At 32.3% G+C, this 15,066-nt stretch carries 12 protein-coding genes and 9 tRNA genes; all 21 read right to left on the bottom strand.

Features of this window, described 5'->3' with window-relative positions:
- Positions 1-244: 244 nt before the first annotated feature.
- Entirely contained in the window at positions 245-2,635 is a 2,391-nt protein-coding gene (spoIIE, locus tag LGK97_RS14755) for a stage II sporulation protein E (protein WP_226260513.1), read from the bottom strand.
- Positions 2,636-2,994: 359 nt separating this feature from the next.
- Positions 2,995-3,071: transfer RNA gene (locus LGK97_RS14750), tRNA-Met, on the bottom strand.
- A gap of 5 nt (positions 3,072-3,076) precedes the next feature.
- A tRNA-Met gene (locus tag LGK97_RS14745) sits at positions 3,077-3,152 on the bottom strand.
- Between the two features lie 5 nt (positions 3,153-3,157).
- A tRNA-Leu gene (locus tag LGK97_RS14740) sits at positions 3,158-3,246 on the bottom strand.
- Positions 3,247-3,297: 51 nt separating this feature from the next.
- Positions 3,298-3,373 (bottom strand) — tRNA-Met (locus LGK97_RS14735).
- A 4-nt stretch (positions 3,374-3,377) separates the two neighbouring features.
- Positions 3,378-3,466: transfer RNA gene (locus LGK97_RS14730), tRNA-Leu, on the bottom strand.
- Positions 3,467-3,506: 40 nt separating this feature from the next.
- A tRNA-Met gene (locus LGK97_RS14725) sits at positions 3,507-3,582 on the bottom strand.
- Between the two features lie 96 nt (positions 3,583-3,678).
- A tRNA-Met gene (locus LGK97_RS14720) sits at positions 3,679-3,755 on the bottom strand.
- 5 nt (positions 3,756-3,760) lie between these two features.
- Positions 3,761-3,836 (bottom strand) — tRNA-Met (locus LGK97_RS14715).
- 4 nt (positions 3,837-3,840) lie between these two features.
- A tRNA-Leu gene (locus LGK97_RS14710) sits at positions 3,841-3,929 on the bottom strand.
- Between the two features lie 121 nt (positions 3,930-4,050).
- The gene (locus tag LGK97_RS14705) at positions 4,051-4,464 is read right to left on the bottom strand and encodes a S1 domain-containing RNA-binding protein (RefSeq protein WP_226260512.1); all 414 of its coding nucleotides are present in this window, start codon (positions 4,462-4,464) and stop codon (positions 4,051-4,053) included.
- Between the two features lie 76 nt (positions 4,465-4,540).
- Positions 4,541-4,813, bottom strand: coding sequence for an FtsB family cell division protein (locus tag LGK97_RS14700; RefSeq protein WP_226260511.1), 273 nt, complete (start codon positions 4,811-4,813; stop codon positions 4,541-4,543).
- 91 nt (positions 4,814-4,904) lie between these two features.
- The gene (yabQ, locus tag LGK97_RS14695; protein ID WP_226260510.1) at positions 4,905-5,309 is read right to left on the bottom strand and encodes a spore cortex biosynthesis protein YabQ; all 405 of its coding nucleotides are present in this window, start codon (positions 5,307-5,309) and stop codon (positions 4,905-4,907) included.
- A 6-nt stretch (positions 5,310-5,315) separates the two neighbouring features.
- A complete protein-coding gene (gene yabP, locus LGK97_RS14690; RefSeq protein WP_226260509.1) occupies positions 5,316-5,609 on the bottom strand; it encodes a sporulation protein YabP in 294 nt (97 codons plus the stop codon).
- A gap of 146 nt (positions 5,610-5,755) precedes the next feature.
- A complete protein-coding gene (locus tag LGK97_RS14685) occupies positions 5,756-6,016 on the bottom strand; it encodes an RNA-binding S4 domain-containing protein (RefSeq protein WP_226260508.1) in 261 nt (86 codons plus the stop codon).
- Between the two features lie 126 nt (positions 6,017-6,142).
- On the bottom strand, positions 6,143-6,418 hold the full coding sequence (locus LGK97_RS14680; RefSeq protein ID WP_226260507.1) for an HU family DNA-binding protein: 276 nt from the start codon (positions 6,416-6,418) through the stop codon (positions 6,143-6,145).
- Between the two features lie 132 nt (positions 6,419-6,550).
- Entirely contained in the window at positions 6,551-7,996 is a 1,446-nt protein-coding gene (gene mazG, locus LGK97_RS14675) for a nucleoside triphosphate pyrophosphohydrolase (RefSeq protein ID WP_226260506.1), read from the bottom strand.
- A 44-nt stretch (positions 7,997-8,040) separates the two neighbouring features.
- Entirely contained in the window at positions 8,041-9,576 is a 1,536-nt protein-coding gene (locus LGK97_RS14670; protein ID WP_226260505.1) for a polysaccharide biosynthesis protein, read from the bottom strand.
- 166 nt (positions 9,577-9,742) lie between these two features.
- Positions 9,743-10,294 (bottom strand): stage V sporulation protein T, encoded by a 552-nt coding sequence (gene spoVT / locus LGK97_RS14665; RefSeq protein ID WP_226260504.1) that lies wholly within the window; start codon positions 10,292-10,294, stop codon positions 9,743-9,745.
- A gap of 166 nt (positions 10,295-10,460) precedes the next feature.
- Positions 10,461-11,459, bottom strand: a complete 999-nt coding sequence (locus tag LGK97_RS14660; protein WP_226260503.1) for a peptidylprolyl isomerase — start codon at positions 11,457-11,459, stop codon at positions 10,461-10,463.
- A 73-nt stretch (positions 11,460-11,532) separates the two neighbouring features.
- Positions 11,533-15,054 (bottom strand): transcription-repair coupling factor, encoded by a 3,522-nt coding sequence (gene mfd, locus LGK97_RS14655; RefSeq protein ID WP_226260502.1) that lies wholly within the window; start codon positions 15,052-15,054, stop codon positions 11,533-11,535.
- Between the last annotated feature and the right edge of the window lie 12 nt (positions 15,055-15,066).

Raw genomic sequence — 15,066 nt, 5'->3', positions numbered from 1 at the left:
AACATTCACTTCCAAACTTGTTTTTTATAATACTTTATCTCTTTTTTAAGTTTATATATTTTTTAATCTTATATTACTATATCATATAATATATATTATTAAATGATATTTTCACGTTTTTTTTAACATCGCTTTAAAAACAAAAAAATGAAGAATCTAAAAGAGGCCATGAAGCCCATATATATCTTCTTCATTACTTACTCCTTTCCTTGTCTACTCAATATATTAGCGCTATCCTTGCTATCTAATATAGGCTATATATCTTTGAAACAATAACTGTCATATCGTCTTTTACCCTATTCCCACTTAGCTTCTTTGCCTCTCTTATAAGTCCTTCAGCAAGCTCCTTTGGATCATTGCAATTACATTTACCCAAATAATCCACTATCCAATCTATCCTCCCTACATTTTCATCATTATAATCCAACACTCCGTCACTAAGCATAACTATAATATCTCCACTTTTTAATTTCATATGTTGTATGTCTATATCTGCTTTATCTAAAACACCGATAGGAAGTGATTTTGACTTTATAATTTTTAGATTATCACCAGATTTTAAAAAGGTTGCAACTGCCCCTACTTTCATGAAATCAATTTCGCCAGTATATAAATCTATGCTACTTAAATCTATAGTTGAAAACTTTTCTTCTTCAGAAAACCTTAATGTCATTATTGAGTTTACAGTATTAATAGCTGTAATCTTACTAAATCCTGCTGTTGTAAACTTTTCTATTAATTCAACAGCGGCCTCACTTTCCCTGCCCGCTTGTGGTCCTGAGCCCATGCCATCACTAATAATTGACATATAACTTCCGTCTAAGAGCTTTCCAAATCTATAACTGTCTCCATTGAACTTTTCACCATCTTTACACTGCCTGGACACATTAGAAACCACGTGAAACTTAGGCGTTTCTTCAATGTTTACCTTGCACATATTTGTCTTTGGATCTATGCTGCACCCCTCTTCACTAACACACATAGCCTTTCCTGTTACACTATTTATAATAGGTAATAAGTCTTTCACGCACATTTGTCTCCCACTACAAGCATCAAGTGACAGTTTAACATTAATCCTCCCAAGCTTGTCATTTAAACACATTAGATCATTATACTTAATTCTATTTCTGTCTAAGGCTCTTCCTATAAGTTTTTCCATAGGAGTGTCTATTTGAATCTCTGAGTTAAAATCTTCAACAATCTCACCTACAGAATATGCCATATTATTAATTTGATTTGCTAAAAGCTCCCTACCTTCACTTAGCCTAGTTCTCCACATTTCACTTATAATATGCTTATTAACAATATCTTCTGTATTTTTAAGTATGGCAGTTCTCTTTATACATTTTCTTTCAATTTCTTCTGGTACACTATCACTCCTCATTTCAAAGTTTTGAATTAATTCCTCAAAAGCAGCATAGGTATAATGTAATTCCCTTTTCCAGCACATAGCTTTCATATTACAATTACTACACACCCTATCTGCAAGATTCTCAACTAATGCGCTACTCTTACCTTTCATTGCTAATTTTTCATTATCCACTAAGTTGTTTAAAATATCTGACATATTAGAAAGAACATCTGAAAACTTATTTAGTCTTCCTACAAACGTATCTTTAATCTTATTTATATATCCTTGTTCTATACTTTGCCTCTTTTTATCTGAATTAAACTCTACGGATAACTCAGCATAAATTCTTTGTGGTATTAACAAAAATATAATGGAAGCCATTAAAGCTTCAAATATTATAAACGTAGATCCTGTAATACAATATATCTTTACTATCGAAAAGGCAACCAAATAAGATGCTGCACTTAACCACTTTCCCGTTTCCTTAAAAATGCCTGTTATTAAACCACAAATACCATACATTCCCATGAATACAATCATATTTTCAGAAGACATCCCCACAATAATCCCCATGGCAACTCCTGATGCGGCACCAGCTCCACTTCCACCAATATATGCTATTATTATAATAAAGACTAATCCTAAAATATTAGTAATTGATATGTTAAAAGGATTGATTCCCCAAGTACCTGCTATAATTAAAGAACTTATAATTGACATACTTATTATTTCTTCATTTGAAAATATATGTTTTGTTTTAATTTCTTTAAAGCATAAAAGACTGTAGTCTAGAATAAAATATAAAGGAAAGATACATAAAACCAGAAAAAGTGAATTTAAAAAGGCCATCAACCCACTTATTCTTAAAACAAAAAAATTATAAGTAAATAGTTCAAATATAATAATTGCAAACATGGTAACTAAAGCTCTAGTTTTAGTTTCTATCTTATTAAAAACATGACTTAAAATGAAAATCGTACCTACAACTATTAAATACGACGGCAAATTCTTTATACTTTGATATAAAGTTATATACCCTAAAACCGTACCACTGGCTACAATCTTTAATACCTTATCATTATTAATAAATATTGTAGCTATTAAAAAAGCTACACCAAATGGTGCCGAGTTATTGAGAAGTAGAACCCTGCTTATTAATAAGCTTACTATGAAATAAACAACCCCTTTAATGATTAAATTAGTATTTAAAGTCTCCCTTTTCTTTGTCCCCTCTTTTATCTTTCTAAGTCTTTCATATGGAAATATCTCCGCCCCATATTGCATATTATAAATCACCCACCTTTAATAATTAGAGTTTCATTATAACAAAGTCATCTGGAAATAATTGTCATAATGTGAACGCTTATATATTTTTTATGAGACATTAATTTGTATATTTTTTACATTCTAATTTTATGTTATCTCATAATATAAAAAAACCTACCATATTTATATAGTAGGCCTTACAATATTTGTGTTCAGTTTTAGAATGTAAATATCTGATTTGAAATATTTACTGAAGTTTGTCACTTCATGCATTTATATATTTATAAAAGTTGCATTGTTAATCTTTACATTTCCAATTTTGCTTTTCTATATTATAAATAGACGAAAAAATAACTCAGAAGTTTCCTTCTGAGTTATGGTAGCGGAAATAGGACTTGAACCTACGACCCTTCGGGTATGAACCGAATGCTCTAGCCAGCTGAGCTATTCCGCCATGTTTGGTTGCGGGGACAGGACTTGAACCTGCGACCTTCGGGTTATGAGCCCGACGAGCTACCAGCTGCTCCACCCCGCGATATTTGGTGCTGAAGACCGGAATCGAACCGGTACGGTGTTTAACCACCGCAGGATTTTAAGTCCTGTGCGTCTGCCAGTTCCGCCACTCCAGCTAATTGGTTTACTATTAATTTAATCGACATAATGAGCTATTTAAAACTCATTGGTTGCGGGAACAGGACTTGAACCTATGACCTTCGGGTTATGAGCCCGACGAGCTACCAACTGCTCCACCCCGCGATATTGGTGCTGAAGACCGGAATCGAACCGGTACGGTGTTTAACCACCGCAGGATTTTAAGTCCTGTGCGTCTGCCAGTTCCGCCACTCCAGCTGATTAATTTAATCGACATAATGGGTTATTTAAAACTCATTGGTTGCGGGGACAGGACTTGAACCTGCGACCTTCGGGTTATGAGCCCGACGAGCTACCAGCTGCTCCACCCCGCGATATTAAATACAATTTAAATTTTATACTAATGTATTTCATAAGTCAATAGTCTTTTAAAAGTCTATATTAATCTCATGCCACATTATATATTAAAATGGTAGCGGAAATAGGACTTGAACCTACGACCCTTCGGGTATGAACCGAATGCTCTAGCCAGCTGAGCTATTCCGCCATGTTTGGTTGCGGGAGCAGGACTTGAACCTACGACCTTCGGGTTATGAGCCCGACGAGCTACCAACTGCTCCATCCCGCGATATTGGTGCTGAAGACCGGAATCGAACCGGTACGGTGTTTAACCACCGCAGGATTTTAAGTCCTGTGCGTCTGCCAGTTCCGCCACTCCAGCTAATTAAAACATATACGAATCGTTACCCCTCGGCAACATGTTTTATTATATATTATCTTCTGAGCATTGTCAATATACTTTTTTAAAATAGGAACTAAATACTTAGTTCCCACAGACTTTTCTAATAACTTGAAGTCTTTTTACTATAGCCTCTACCTTTACCTTCTTGATGTTTTTTAACATCCTGAGATCTTTCTTCACTATCTTTTAAAAATTTAGACATTATATCTTCAAAATTACATGTATTTGCTTTGCTTTTTTCTTTTTCCCAGTCTATTTCCATTGGTTTAATAGACTTCTTAGGAACTCCGGCTTGCTTTATAGATAAACTTATCTTGCCGTTATCATCTACAGAAATTACTTTAACTTTTACCATGTCATTTTCTTTAAGATGATCATTAACATTTTTAACGAATGTATCTGAAACCTCAGATATATGCACTAATCCTGTTTTTCCATCCACCTCTACAAACGCACCAAAGTTAGTGATATTTACTACTTTACCTTCTACAATACTTCCAGCCATTAAGGTCATATTAAAAAGTTCCTCCTCAAAAATAATGTTTTTTTATTATATATTAATTTAATAATAAGCATAATCATTCTAGCATTTAGTTTTCATTATCCAATACAGGAGTTTCACCTTCTTTAACAAGACCTAATACTTCCCTTGCCAATTTTTCCATATACTTATCGGTTTTAGATAACTCTACTTCATCCTGTAATACTTTGTTTTCTTCTCTTTTCTTTTGAAGCTCAAAACTGTAATTTTGCAATTGCTTTTTTTGTCTGCTCATAGTTGTTTGTTGGTAAATTAAAATATAACAAACATATCCTATAGTCAAAATTATTGTAACACCTTTAATGTTAAACCTTTTCTTCATATCCCATACCCTTTTCCTTTCTATGGAATGAGTACTATTTACGTTCATAAGTCTATTTTAATTTGTATTTCACATTTCTTCAAGCTATTTCTTATAATTTATTTTTTTTTTTTATTTTCAGCTTATAGATCAGTAAATCTAAAGGGTATAAAATTGTATTTACTACGATTCTAAATACTTTTCCATTGAATTTTAAAAGTTTGTACTGCACATTTATAAACCCTTTACTTAATTGTTTTAAATATAGGTATACCCCTACCATTAAACATACATATACATAAAAGTTTACGTATCCTTCATTAGTATACATCAAAAATACAAAAACCACTATAGAAGTTAATGCCCAAAATAGAAGATCCTGTATTACAGTTAATAATTTGTTAGGATTTTCAAACCCTCTTATCAATCTATATATATCAAAAAACACTCCAGTTATAACTCCGGCAAGCAAACTGAAAGCTATAAGTCTCATTTGATTTATCAAAGAAGTTATCATATTTTTCTACCTGAAAAGCCTTGATACTATACTATCTTTCTTAACTTTACTTTTGTCATTAGTATACACAAAGGAATCTACCTTCCCAGTTATTAGTACCTCTCCATTTTGAACATCTAGTTTATTCATCCTTAATTCTTGCCCTCTTATTACCATGGTTCCTAGGTCCGTATTAAGTAATATTTGATTTTCATTAAAATTTATAACTTCAATAACTCCATTAATAGTTAGCTTTTTTCTGTTTTCTAGCGTTAGATTACTTTTCTTATCTTCTACTTGAGCTTCTTTTTTCAACTCCATAATGTCCCCCTTATTAACTTTAATAATAAAAATTAAGAATTAAGGAACACCTTCTATTCTCAATTCTTAATTAAGCGCATATCATTAATATTCATATAAAATATATATGCTTATTAAGCTTAATTAAGAATTGTATTTAGCAACATTTATTCTTTGTCTTCTATACCTGAAATTATTTCATACATTGCTTTTGCACTTTCTTTTGTCACATGTTCTGCAATATTTATAATTTTAGCTTTTAAAATCTGATTTGCAAATTGAATTTCTATAGTGTCACCTTCTGATACTACAGTTCCTGCTTTCGCCACTTTATCATTTATAAAAACTCTACCACTTTCGCAGGCTGCTTTTGCTATGGTTCTTCTCTTGATAATCCTTGATACCTTTAAATATTTATCTAGTCTCATATATACGTTCTCCTTTCTATTGTTATTAAATCATGATTTCCCATGATTTTGCATTGAAAACTTTTGAAATGTAATTAAAATAAAAAACCTAGACACATATCTAGGTTTTCCATACCAAAGTAAAAGCTATTTATTTACTATATCTTTAAATTCTTTACCAGCTTTAAATACTGGAACTACTGATGCTGCAATTTGAATTTCTTCTTTTGTTCTTGGGTTTCTACCCATTCTTGCAGCTCTTGCTCTTGTTTCAAAAGTTCCGAATCCAACCAATTGAACTTTTTCACCTTTTTCTAATGTTTCTTCAATACTCTCTATGATTCCTTTTAGTGCTGCTTCTGCATCTTTTTTTGTTAAATTAGATTTTTGTGCAATACTTGCTATTAATTCTGATTTATTCACTTTTGTTACCTCCTTATTATTGAATACACTATTAAATAATGCGTACACTACTAACGTACACTACTAACATAGCATATTCTACACCAATTTTGAAATTCCTTCTTTTTGACTATTTTTTATTTTTAAATAAACTTATCGTTTTTTTGATTCATTCCATAATACGTCCATTTCTGCAAGTGACATGTTTTTTAAATCTAGATTTCTATTCCTTGCATTTTCTTCTATGTACTGAAAGCGATTGATAAATTTATCTATACTATAATTTACTGCAAGTTCAGGGTCTATGTCAAGTAGTCTAGCAACATTTACAGTAGAAAATACCAGATCCCCCACTTCTTCTAATATTTTTGCCTTATTATTATCTTTATATACATCTTTTATTTCCTGTAATTCCTCTAATACCTTTTCCATAGCAGGTTCAACTGTATCCCAATCAAAACCTACCCTTGCTGCTTTTTGTTGAACCTTATCAGCTCTCATAAGCCCTGGCAAATTCTTTGTAACATGCTTTAGTGTGTCCGTATAACTTTCAAACCCTTTTTCCTTAATCTTAATATCTTCCCAACTTTCTAAAACCTGCTCTGAATTTTTACTTTGCACATCCTTAAAAATATGAGGATGTCTGTTTATCATCTTATTTGTAATACTTTTAATAACATCATTTATATTAAAATATCCTTCTTCTTTTGCTATCTGTGCATGAAATACAACCTGTAATAGTACATCTCCTAGTTCCTCAATGATTTTATCCTCATCTTGTTCTTCTATTGCTTCTAGAACCTCATAACATTCCTCTATAAGATATTTTTTTAAAGTTTCATGGGTTTGCTCCCTATCCCATGCACATCCTCTCTCGTCCCTTAATATATGCATAACTTCGATTAAGTCTTGGAAATCCTTTGTAGCTTCTAGCTCTTTTGGTATATATATTGATGTTAAATAGTCTGTGTCTTCTTGCCTATCTAGTTCATATAATTTAATCTTTCTAGTGCTTTCTAAGCCTTTTACACCTGCTGCTCTAACAAAATAAATCTCCATATCATCTTTGTAATACTCTAGTAAAGAAAGTTTTACATCTGTTGCAATGAACTTATTGTAGACTTGGGTTATTAATATCCCTGTTCTTTTATCTAACACTTGATTTTTTATATCAAATGCATCTATAATTTTAAGTCCTTCAATAGGATCTAGTTTTAAACTTTCAATAACTGCATCTATAAAGCTAACTGCAGGCAGTATTTCTAACTCAATCTTCTCTTTTTCACAAAGTTCTATTAATAGTTTAACTGAAGTTTCTGCCACAAGTGGATGACCTGGAACTCCGTAAATAATTTCTCCATATATTTTGTGTTTTTGAATAAGATCCTCTGCAATAGCTTTATACACATCATCAAAGTTGCTATATTGTTCATATTTATCATCATAGGTTTCAAACTGAATTCTTATGGATTTCAAATAATCCACAGTAGGATGTTTTTCTGTTCTTAAATAAATATTTTTACCACCTTTTAAAACTTCTAATGTTCCTATAGTTAGCGATTCTGTTGCGCCAGGACCCAGTCCCACTACTTTAATCATTAACTTCCACTCCTTTGTTTTTATCTTTTCCTAAAAGATTATCTTTAATCTCTTCTTAACTTATTTTTAATCTCCTCATATTCAAATATCCTAAGCAAAAATATAAAAATCAAGTAAATAATAACACCTATTATTATGGATATAATACAAGATAATCCTCTACTCATTGTATAATTATAGACATTAGCATTAATAAATACAACTGAAATTATCATTATTATAGATGCAATAGAGGGCTTTATGAAAGCATCTACACGGTTTATCTTTATATTTAAATCCTTTTTTAGAGCTTTCATATTTAATAAGCAGCTTGTAACATATCCAAGAATACTCCCTATAACGGCTCCATAGATATTTACAAATGAAAGCGAAACTAACACATATGTTATGATAACTTTTACAATGCATCCTATTCCTAAATTGTATACAGGTTTCATATAACTGCCAATGCTCTGAAGTATTGCAGTGCTCGTTTGAGTTAAAATTATAAATGGTATAGATATGGATATATACTGCAGAATCTCATACCCTGCAACATCTTTCATGAAAACTAAATGCATTATAGGATAAGCCATAAAAAACATGCCCAGTGAGGATGGGATTGAAATAACATTAGATAGCTTAACAGCCATATCCACCCTTTTAATAAGTTCGTGTCTTCTGCCCAAATAAAATGCTTCTGCAATTATTGGCACTAGCGATGCACATAGGGCCACAGAAAGAGCTAAGGGTACATTCATCAAAGTAAATACCTTCCCAGTCAATTGACCATACAGAACTGCCGACTGTGTTTGTGTAAATCCAGCTCTAAGAAGTTGTTGTGGTACTAAGATGGAATCTATTAATGACATAATAGTTCCTACTGCAGCACCCATGGATATTGGCAATGCAGCTTTAGCCAAATTAGATAAAATATATTTATTCTTTGATGTTCGCCTTCTTGGTAACTCCTTTTTAACTTTATAATAAGTCAAAAATAAATATACACTCCCCATGACTGCACCAATTAGAGTTCCTAGTGCCGCTCCTGCTGCTGCATATTCAATTCCCTTTGGAAACAACAGGTATGCAAACAGAACTCCTCCTAGAACCCTACCAACTTGCTCTACTATTTGTGAAATAGCAGTAGGTTTAACATTCTGTAGTCCTTGGAAAAACCCCCTGAATGTACACATAATAGAAACAAAAATTGGAGCTACAGCAACTACCAAAAAAGAGTAATATGATTTAGGATCCCATTTTAACATTGATATAATTGGTCTTGCAAACATCACCATTAAAATAGTAACCACTGAGCCAAATATCAACATTAATGATAGCGTTTGTCTTAACACCTGTCCTACTCCTTCACCATCATTTTTAGCGTTCATCTCCGCAATAAGTTTAGACATAGCTATTGGTACCCCTGAAGCCAATGCCACAAAAGTCATATAAAGTGGATAAGACATCTGATAGTATCCCATGCCCTCATCTTTTATAAGTGCCTGAATAGGAATCCTAAAAAACAAGCCTAAAAACCTTGCAAATATTCCAGCCACCCCAAGTATAATAGTCCCTTTTATCAATGAATGTTTCTTCATAATAACCTCCTTGTATTACCGTGGTATATGTAGCAATTACATTCTCTGATTATAATTATTTAATTTAAGGGATTATTATTACTTATATTTTAAAAAAATGAAAGTATATATTACTGCAAATACATTTCGCTTTGCAAAGTAATATATACTTTTAATGTTTCTAGATTTATTGTTCCATTTGTTTTCCGAGGAAAGATGCCGCAGTTTCAGCCAGTTTCAATTCTAAATCTCCAAATTTAATTCCGCCCTCTGTTGCTACAATTAGTACTGCTCCAATAGAATCTCCTTCTGTTATTATAGGAGCTATTACTTGGGCGCTATATTTATTTTCAGTTTCATCATCATACAGTTCTATAATTTTTCCTGTGCCCTCGCCTAAGATAATAGCTTTTCTATCTTCCATTATCTTTTCAAGCTCATTACTAACTTTCTTATCAACATATTCTTTTTTAGTGCCACCGCTTACAGATATTATGTTATCTTTGTCACATACAATTATTATATTGCCTATGGTTTGTTGTAAGGACTCAGCATATTCCCTAGAGAATTCACTTAATTCACCTATAGGTGAGTATTTCTTTAAAATAACTCCTCCTTCTCTATCTGTAAATATCTCTAATGGGTCTCCTTCTCTAATTCTGAGGGTCCTTCTTATCTCTTTTGGTATAACGACTCTTCCTAAATCATCTATACGTCTTACTATTCCTGTTGCTTTCATTTAAATAACTCCTCCTTATATAAAATCTTATATAATATACTTGCACTATTATTATCTTTCTAAACTTGGAATTTTATGCACTTTTGTATATGTTTAATTTTAATATAAAAAAGAAAATAAAAAAAATAAAGAATACCTCTACAAAAGGTACTCTTTATATGATATTTTATAAATTTTTCTCATATCTTGTTATTTTAGCTTCTTCTTGCCATGCCGTCATAGCTTTTTTCCACGCTGCTTCTTTTTCTGTTACTAAAAGTTTTTCTTCTATTTCTGCTTTAACAGTCTCAAATTTCTTTACAGGAAATTCTTCTTTTGCAATAGTTTTTATTACATGCCATCCAAATTGAGTTTTAATAGGTGCTGAAATCTTACCTACTGGAAGAGTCATAGCAGCTGTCATAAAGGTTTTATCCATTTGAGTATCATTGTACTCCACGAACCCTAAATCTCCACCATTCTCCTTAGCGCTTTGATCTGTACTTTTCTCTTTTGCTACTTTTGCAAAATCTTCACCAGCATCTAAACGTTTCTTAACAGCTATTGCTTCTTCTTCAGTTGCAAGCAAAACATGAGCTGCATGAATTCTATTTGGTTTCTCTGTAAACTCAGTTAAATTACTATCATAGTATGTCTTTTCTTTTGCTTCATCAACCTTAACATCTTTTATAACATTATTATATAATGTTTCTTGAATAAAACTTGATTTTATTCTTTCTTTTAGTACTGCTTCTGTAAGTCCGGCTTGTGTTAATGCCTCCTTGTATTTTGCATCTGTTTCTAAGCTTTTCTTAATCTCTGCTAATTGCTTGTCGATTTCTTCTTTTATCTTAGCTTCAGCAGGCATTAATTTCAGATCTTCAACTTTACGCATTACTATAGTCTCTGAGATAAGACCTTCTAGCACTTGCTCTTTTTGAGTTTTTAATTGCGCCATTGCCTCTTCATTCGTTTTGTAGTTTGCACCATACTGCGCTTCTAATTGTTTAATAGCTGGTACTAATTGTGCGTCTACCTGTCCTCTAGTTACTTTAACACCAAATACCTTTGCAACTACACCCTTAGCAATACCTTCCGGTGTTTTTTCAATCATATTGCAACCGATTAATGTTGTGGCGAATATAGTTATCAAAGCTGCACTAATTACTTTTTTTACGTTTTTCATATTATTTCCCCCATTCTATATGTAATACGAACCTTTAAATTGTATTACAATACATGTTTATTTTATCATAAATTTATTTTATTTCAACTATACTTTTTATATGCTTAACAATCTCTATTAGATTTGTAAGCACTTCTTCTTTTCTTAAACTTTTAAGTTTATATGCAAAAGCTGGTTTACTTCCCAACTTGAATACAATACTTCTATTGTATTTACTTATCAAGGCTTTAACCAATTCTTGATTTATTCTTTCCTTGGTGTCAAATTGTAGTACTACCTCCTCCTTTTCCTCTTTAATTTCAATTATCCCCACTTGCCTTGATATACTTCTAAGATAGGCTATATCCATAAGGTTTGCAACTGATGGTGGTATATCTGAAAACCTATCTTCTATTTCCTCTTGTACATCTAGCATGTCCTCGTGACAATCAATTGCTGCAATTTTTTTGTAAATTTCAATCTTCTGTGTTTCATCCTCAATATATGTGCTAGGAATATATGCATCTATTTTAAATTCAACAGTGGTTTGAATAGGCTCTGTATCAACATCCCCTCTTATATTTTTCACTGTCTCTTCTAGCATCCTACAATATAAATCATAACCCACTGTGGCCATATGTCCATGTTGGGCCGAACCCATCATATTCCCAGCACCTCGAATTTCAAGATCCCTCATTGCAATTTTAAAGCCTGACCCGAGTTCGGTAAAATCCTTAATTGCTTTAAGTCTTTTTTCTGCCACCTCAGTTAAAACCTTATCTTTTCTATAGGTAAAATAAGCATAGGCTATTCTATTTGATCTACCTACTCTGCCTCTTAATTGATAGAGCTGTGAAAGTCCCATCTTATCAGCTTCGTAAATTATTATAGTATTTGTGTTTTGGATGTCTATTCCTGTCTCAATAATAGTAGTACACATTAGTACATCATACCTATTTTCCATAAAATCTATCATAACAGATTCAAGTTCTCTTTCTGTCATTTGACCATGTGCAATACCCACTCTAGCTTCTGGAACTAGTTTTCCTATATATGCTGCCATATCTTTTATAGTTTCTACTCTATTATATACAAAGAAAATTTGACCATTTCTATTTATTTCTCTTAATATGGCATCCCTTATTAGCTGATCATTAAACTCCACCACATAAGTTTGTATAGGATACCTCTCCTCTGGTGGTGTTTCAATTACACTTATATCCCTCACCCCTGTAAGAGACATATGCAAGGTTCTTGGAATTGGAGTGGCTGTTAAAGTGATTACATCTACATTCTTTCTTATACTCTTTATTTTTTCTTTATGAGTAACCCCGAATCGTTGCTCCTCATCTATAATTAGTACCCCTAAATCTTTAAACTTTACATCTTGCTGGATTATCCTATGTGTACCTATTAATATATCCACATTTCCTTCTTTTACAGCCTTAATAACAACTTTTTGTTGAGCTGGTGTTCTAAATCTACTTACCATTTCAATCTTTATTGGAAAATCAGAAAACCTTTTGGTAAGGTTTTTATAATGTTGTTCTGCTAAAATGGTAGTTGGTACCAAGAATGCAACCTGCTTACCATCCATAACAGCTTTAAAGGCAGCTCTAATAGCTACTTCTGTTTTGCCATACCCAACATCTCCGCATATAAGCCTATCCATAGGTTTATCAGATTCCATATCTTTTTTAATCTCTTCTATTGCTATTAATTGATCTGGAGTTTCCTCAAAGGGAAATTCCTCCTCAAACTGCCTTTGCCATACAGTATCCTTACTATATCTATATCCCTTAAGGGTTGCCCTCGTTGCATATAGTTTTACCAAATCCTCTGCAATATCAGCAATAGAGCTTTTAACCTTGCTTTTAGCCTTAACCCATTCTACTCCACCTAGCTTACTAATCTTTGGAGCTTTTCCTTCACTTCCAATATATTTTTGTACTAAATCTAATTGCTCTACTGGAACAAAAAGAGTGTCTCCAGAGTTGTACCCAAGCTCTAAATAATCCTTTTTATGACCATGAACTTCTAATTGCTTAATTCCTTTATATACACCTATGCCATGATTTACATGAACAACATAGTCTCCTAGCTTAAGCTCTGTAAAGCTTTTTATTTTGCTCGCGCCCTTTTTGCTAGAACGACTAATAGTTTTTCTCTTGGATTGTCCGAAAACCTCTTTGTCTGATATAACACATAATTTCAGTTCCGGGTATTCAAATCCTTTTAATTGATTTCCAAAGGTTACCACTACTTCCCCGAAATCAACAGTTGATATACTGTCTTTATAGACGGCTTCAATGCCTCTATCCCTTAGTGTATCTATAAGTCTCTCTCCTCTAGTTCTTGTACCAGAAAGAATTATAGTTTTATACCCTTTACTCTTTTTATCTTTTATGTCTTCAATAAGTATATCTAATTGGCCATGGTAATCATAAATAGTAATTTGAGAAAAGGATACTATGGATCTTGGTGCAAGAACTTTTGCACTTTTAGCAATGGCATTTATTGTTATAACTTCTCTATTTCCTAAATCCTCATATATATGCTCTTTGCTAATTAACACTTCTGCTTGTTTAGGAAGCACACTTCCTCGTCTTAAAAGATTCTCATAATTTTCTTCAAACTCAAAATAAACACTGTCTAATTTGCCTGCGCATCTTTGTGCATCATCCACTACTATAAATGCATCTTTCATATAATCTAAAAAAGTAGAGGTATTATCATAAAAATATGGCATATAGCTGTCAATAGCTTCAAAGCTCCAAGTTTCTTTAAGTGCCTCTAAATTAATATTTACCAAAGAAGTTATTCTTTCTATGCTTTCCTTATCTTTCTTCTTATTAAAGCTAGATAATAGATTGTCCAAGTCTTCCTTTATTTCGTTGTACCCTTTTTCCATACTCTCTTGGGTTAGTATTATTTCCTTAGCTGGAAAAACATCTATTTCATAGACCTTATCTATACTTCTTTGAGTCTCACAACTAAATGTCCTAATAGAATCAATTTCCTCATCAAATAGCTCTATTCTAAATGGCAATGCTGATATAGGAGGATATAAATCTATTATCCCCCCTCTTATAGAAAACTGACCCTTAGTATCTACTATATCTACTCTTTCATAGCCACATTGAATTAACTTTCCTGAGAAATCCTTCAAACTCAATGTATCTCCTACCGCTAATTTAAAAATATACTTTTCAAACAAATCTATAGGTATATATGTAGCTGCCAAAGCTTCAATGCAGGTAATTATTATCTTTTTACCCTTTTGAGCAATTTCCTTCATTACTTTAAGTCTTTCCCATCTAAGGTCTCCAGATATTGCATCTACATTGTAAAAAACTACCTCCCTAGTTGGAAAATAATATACATCATTCACATAAAAGGATAGGTCCTCATAAATGTTCTTAGCCTCTACATCACTATGAGTTAAAATTAATATGGATTTATCTAATTGCTCGTACACACCATTTACTAAATAATTTTTAGCTGATTCAGATAATCCATATACGCCAATTGGATACATTTTGTTTTCTACATTCTTTAGTATATCTTTAAATTGATTACTTGCTTTTAAAGGCTTCATAAGCCCATTTAGCCTCATTCTAACACCTCT

This window comes from Clostridium sp. CS001 (assembly GCF_020443565.1).
Classification (GTDB): Bacteria; Bacillota; Clostridia; order Clostridiales; family Clostridiaceae; genus Clostridium_AD.
This window is presented reverse-complemented; position numbering and strand designations above follow the sequence as displayed.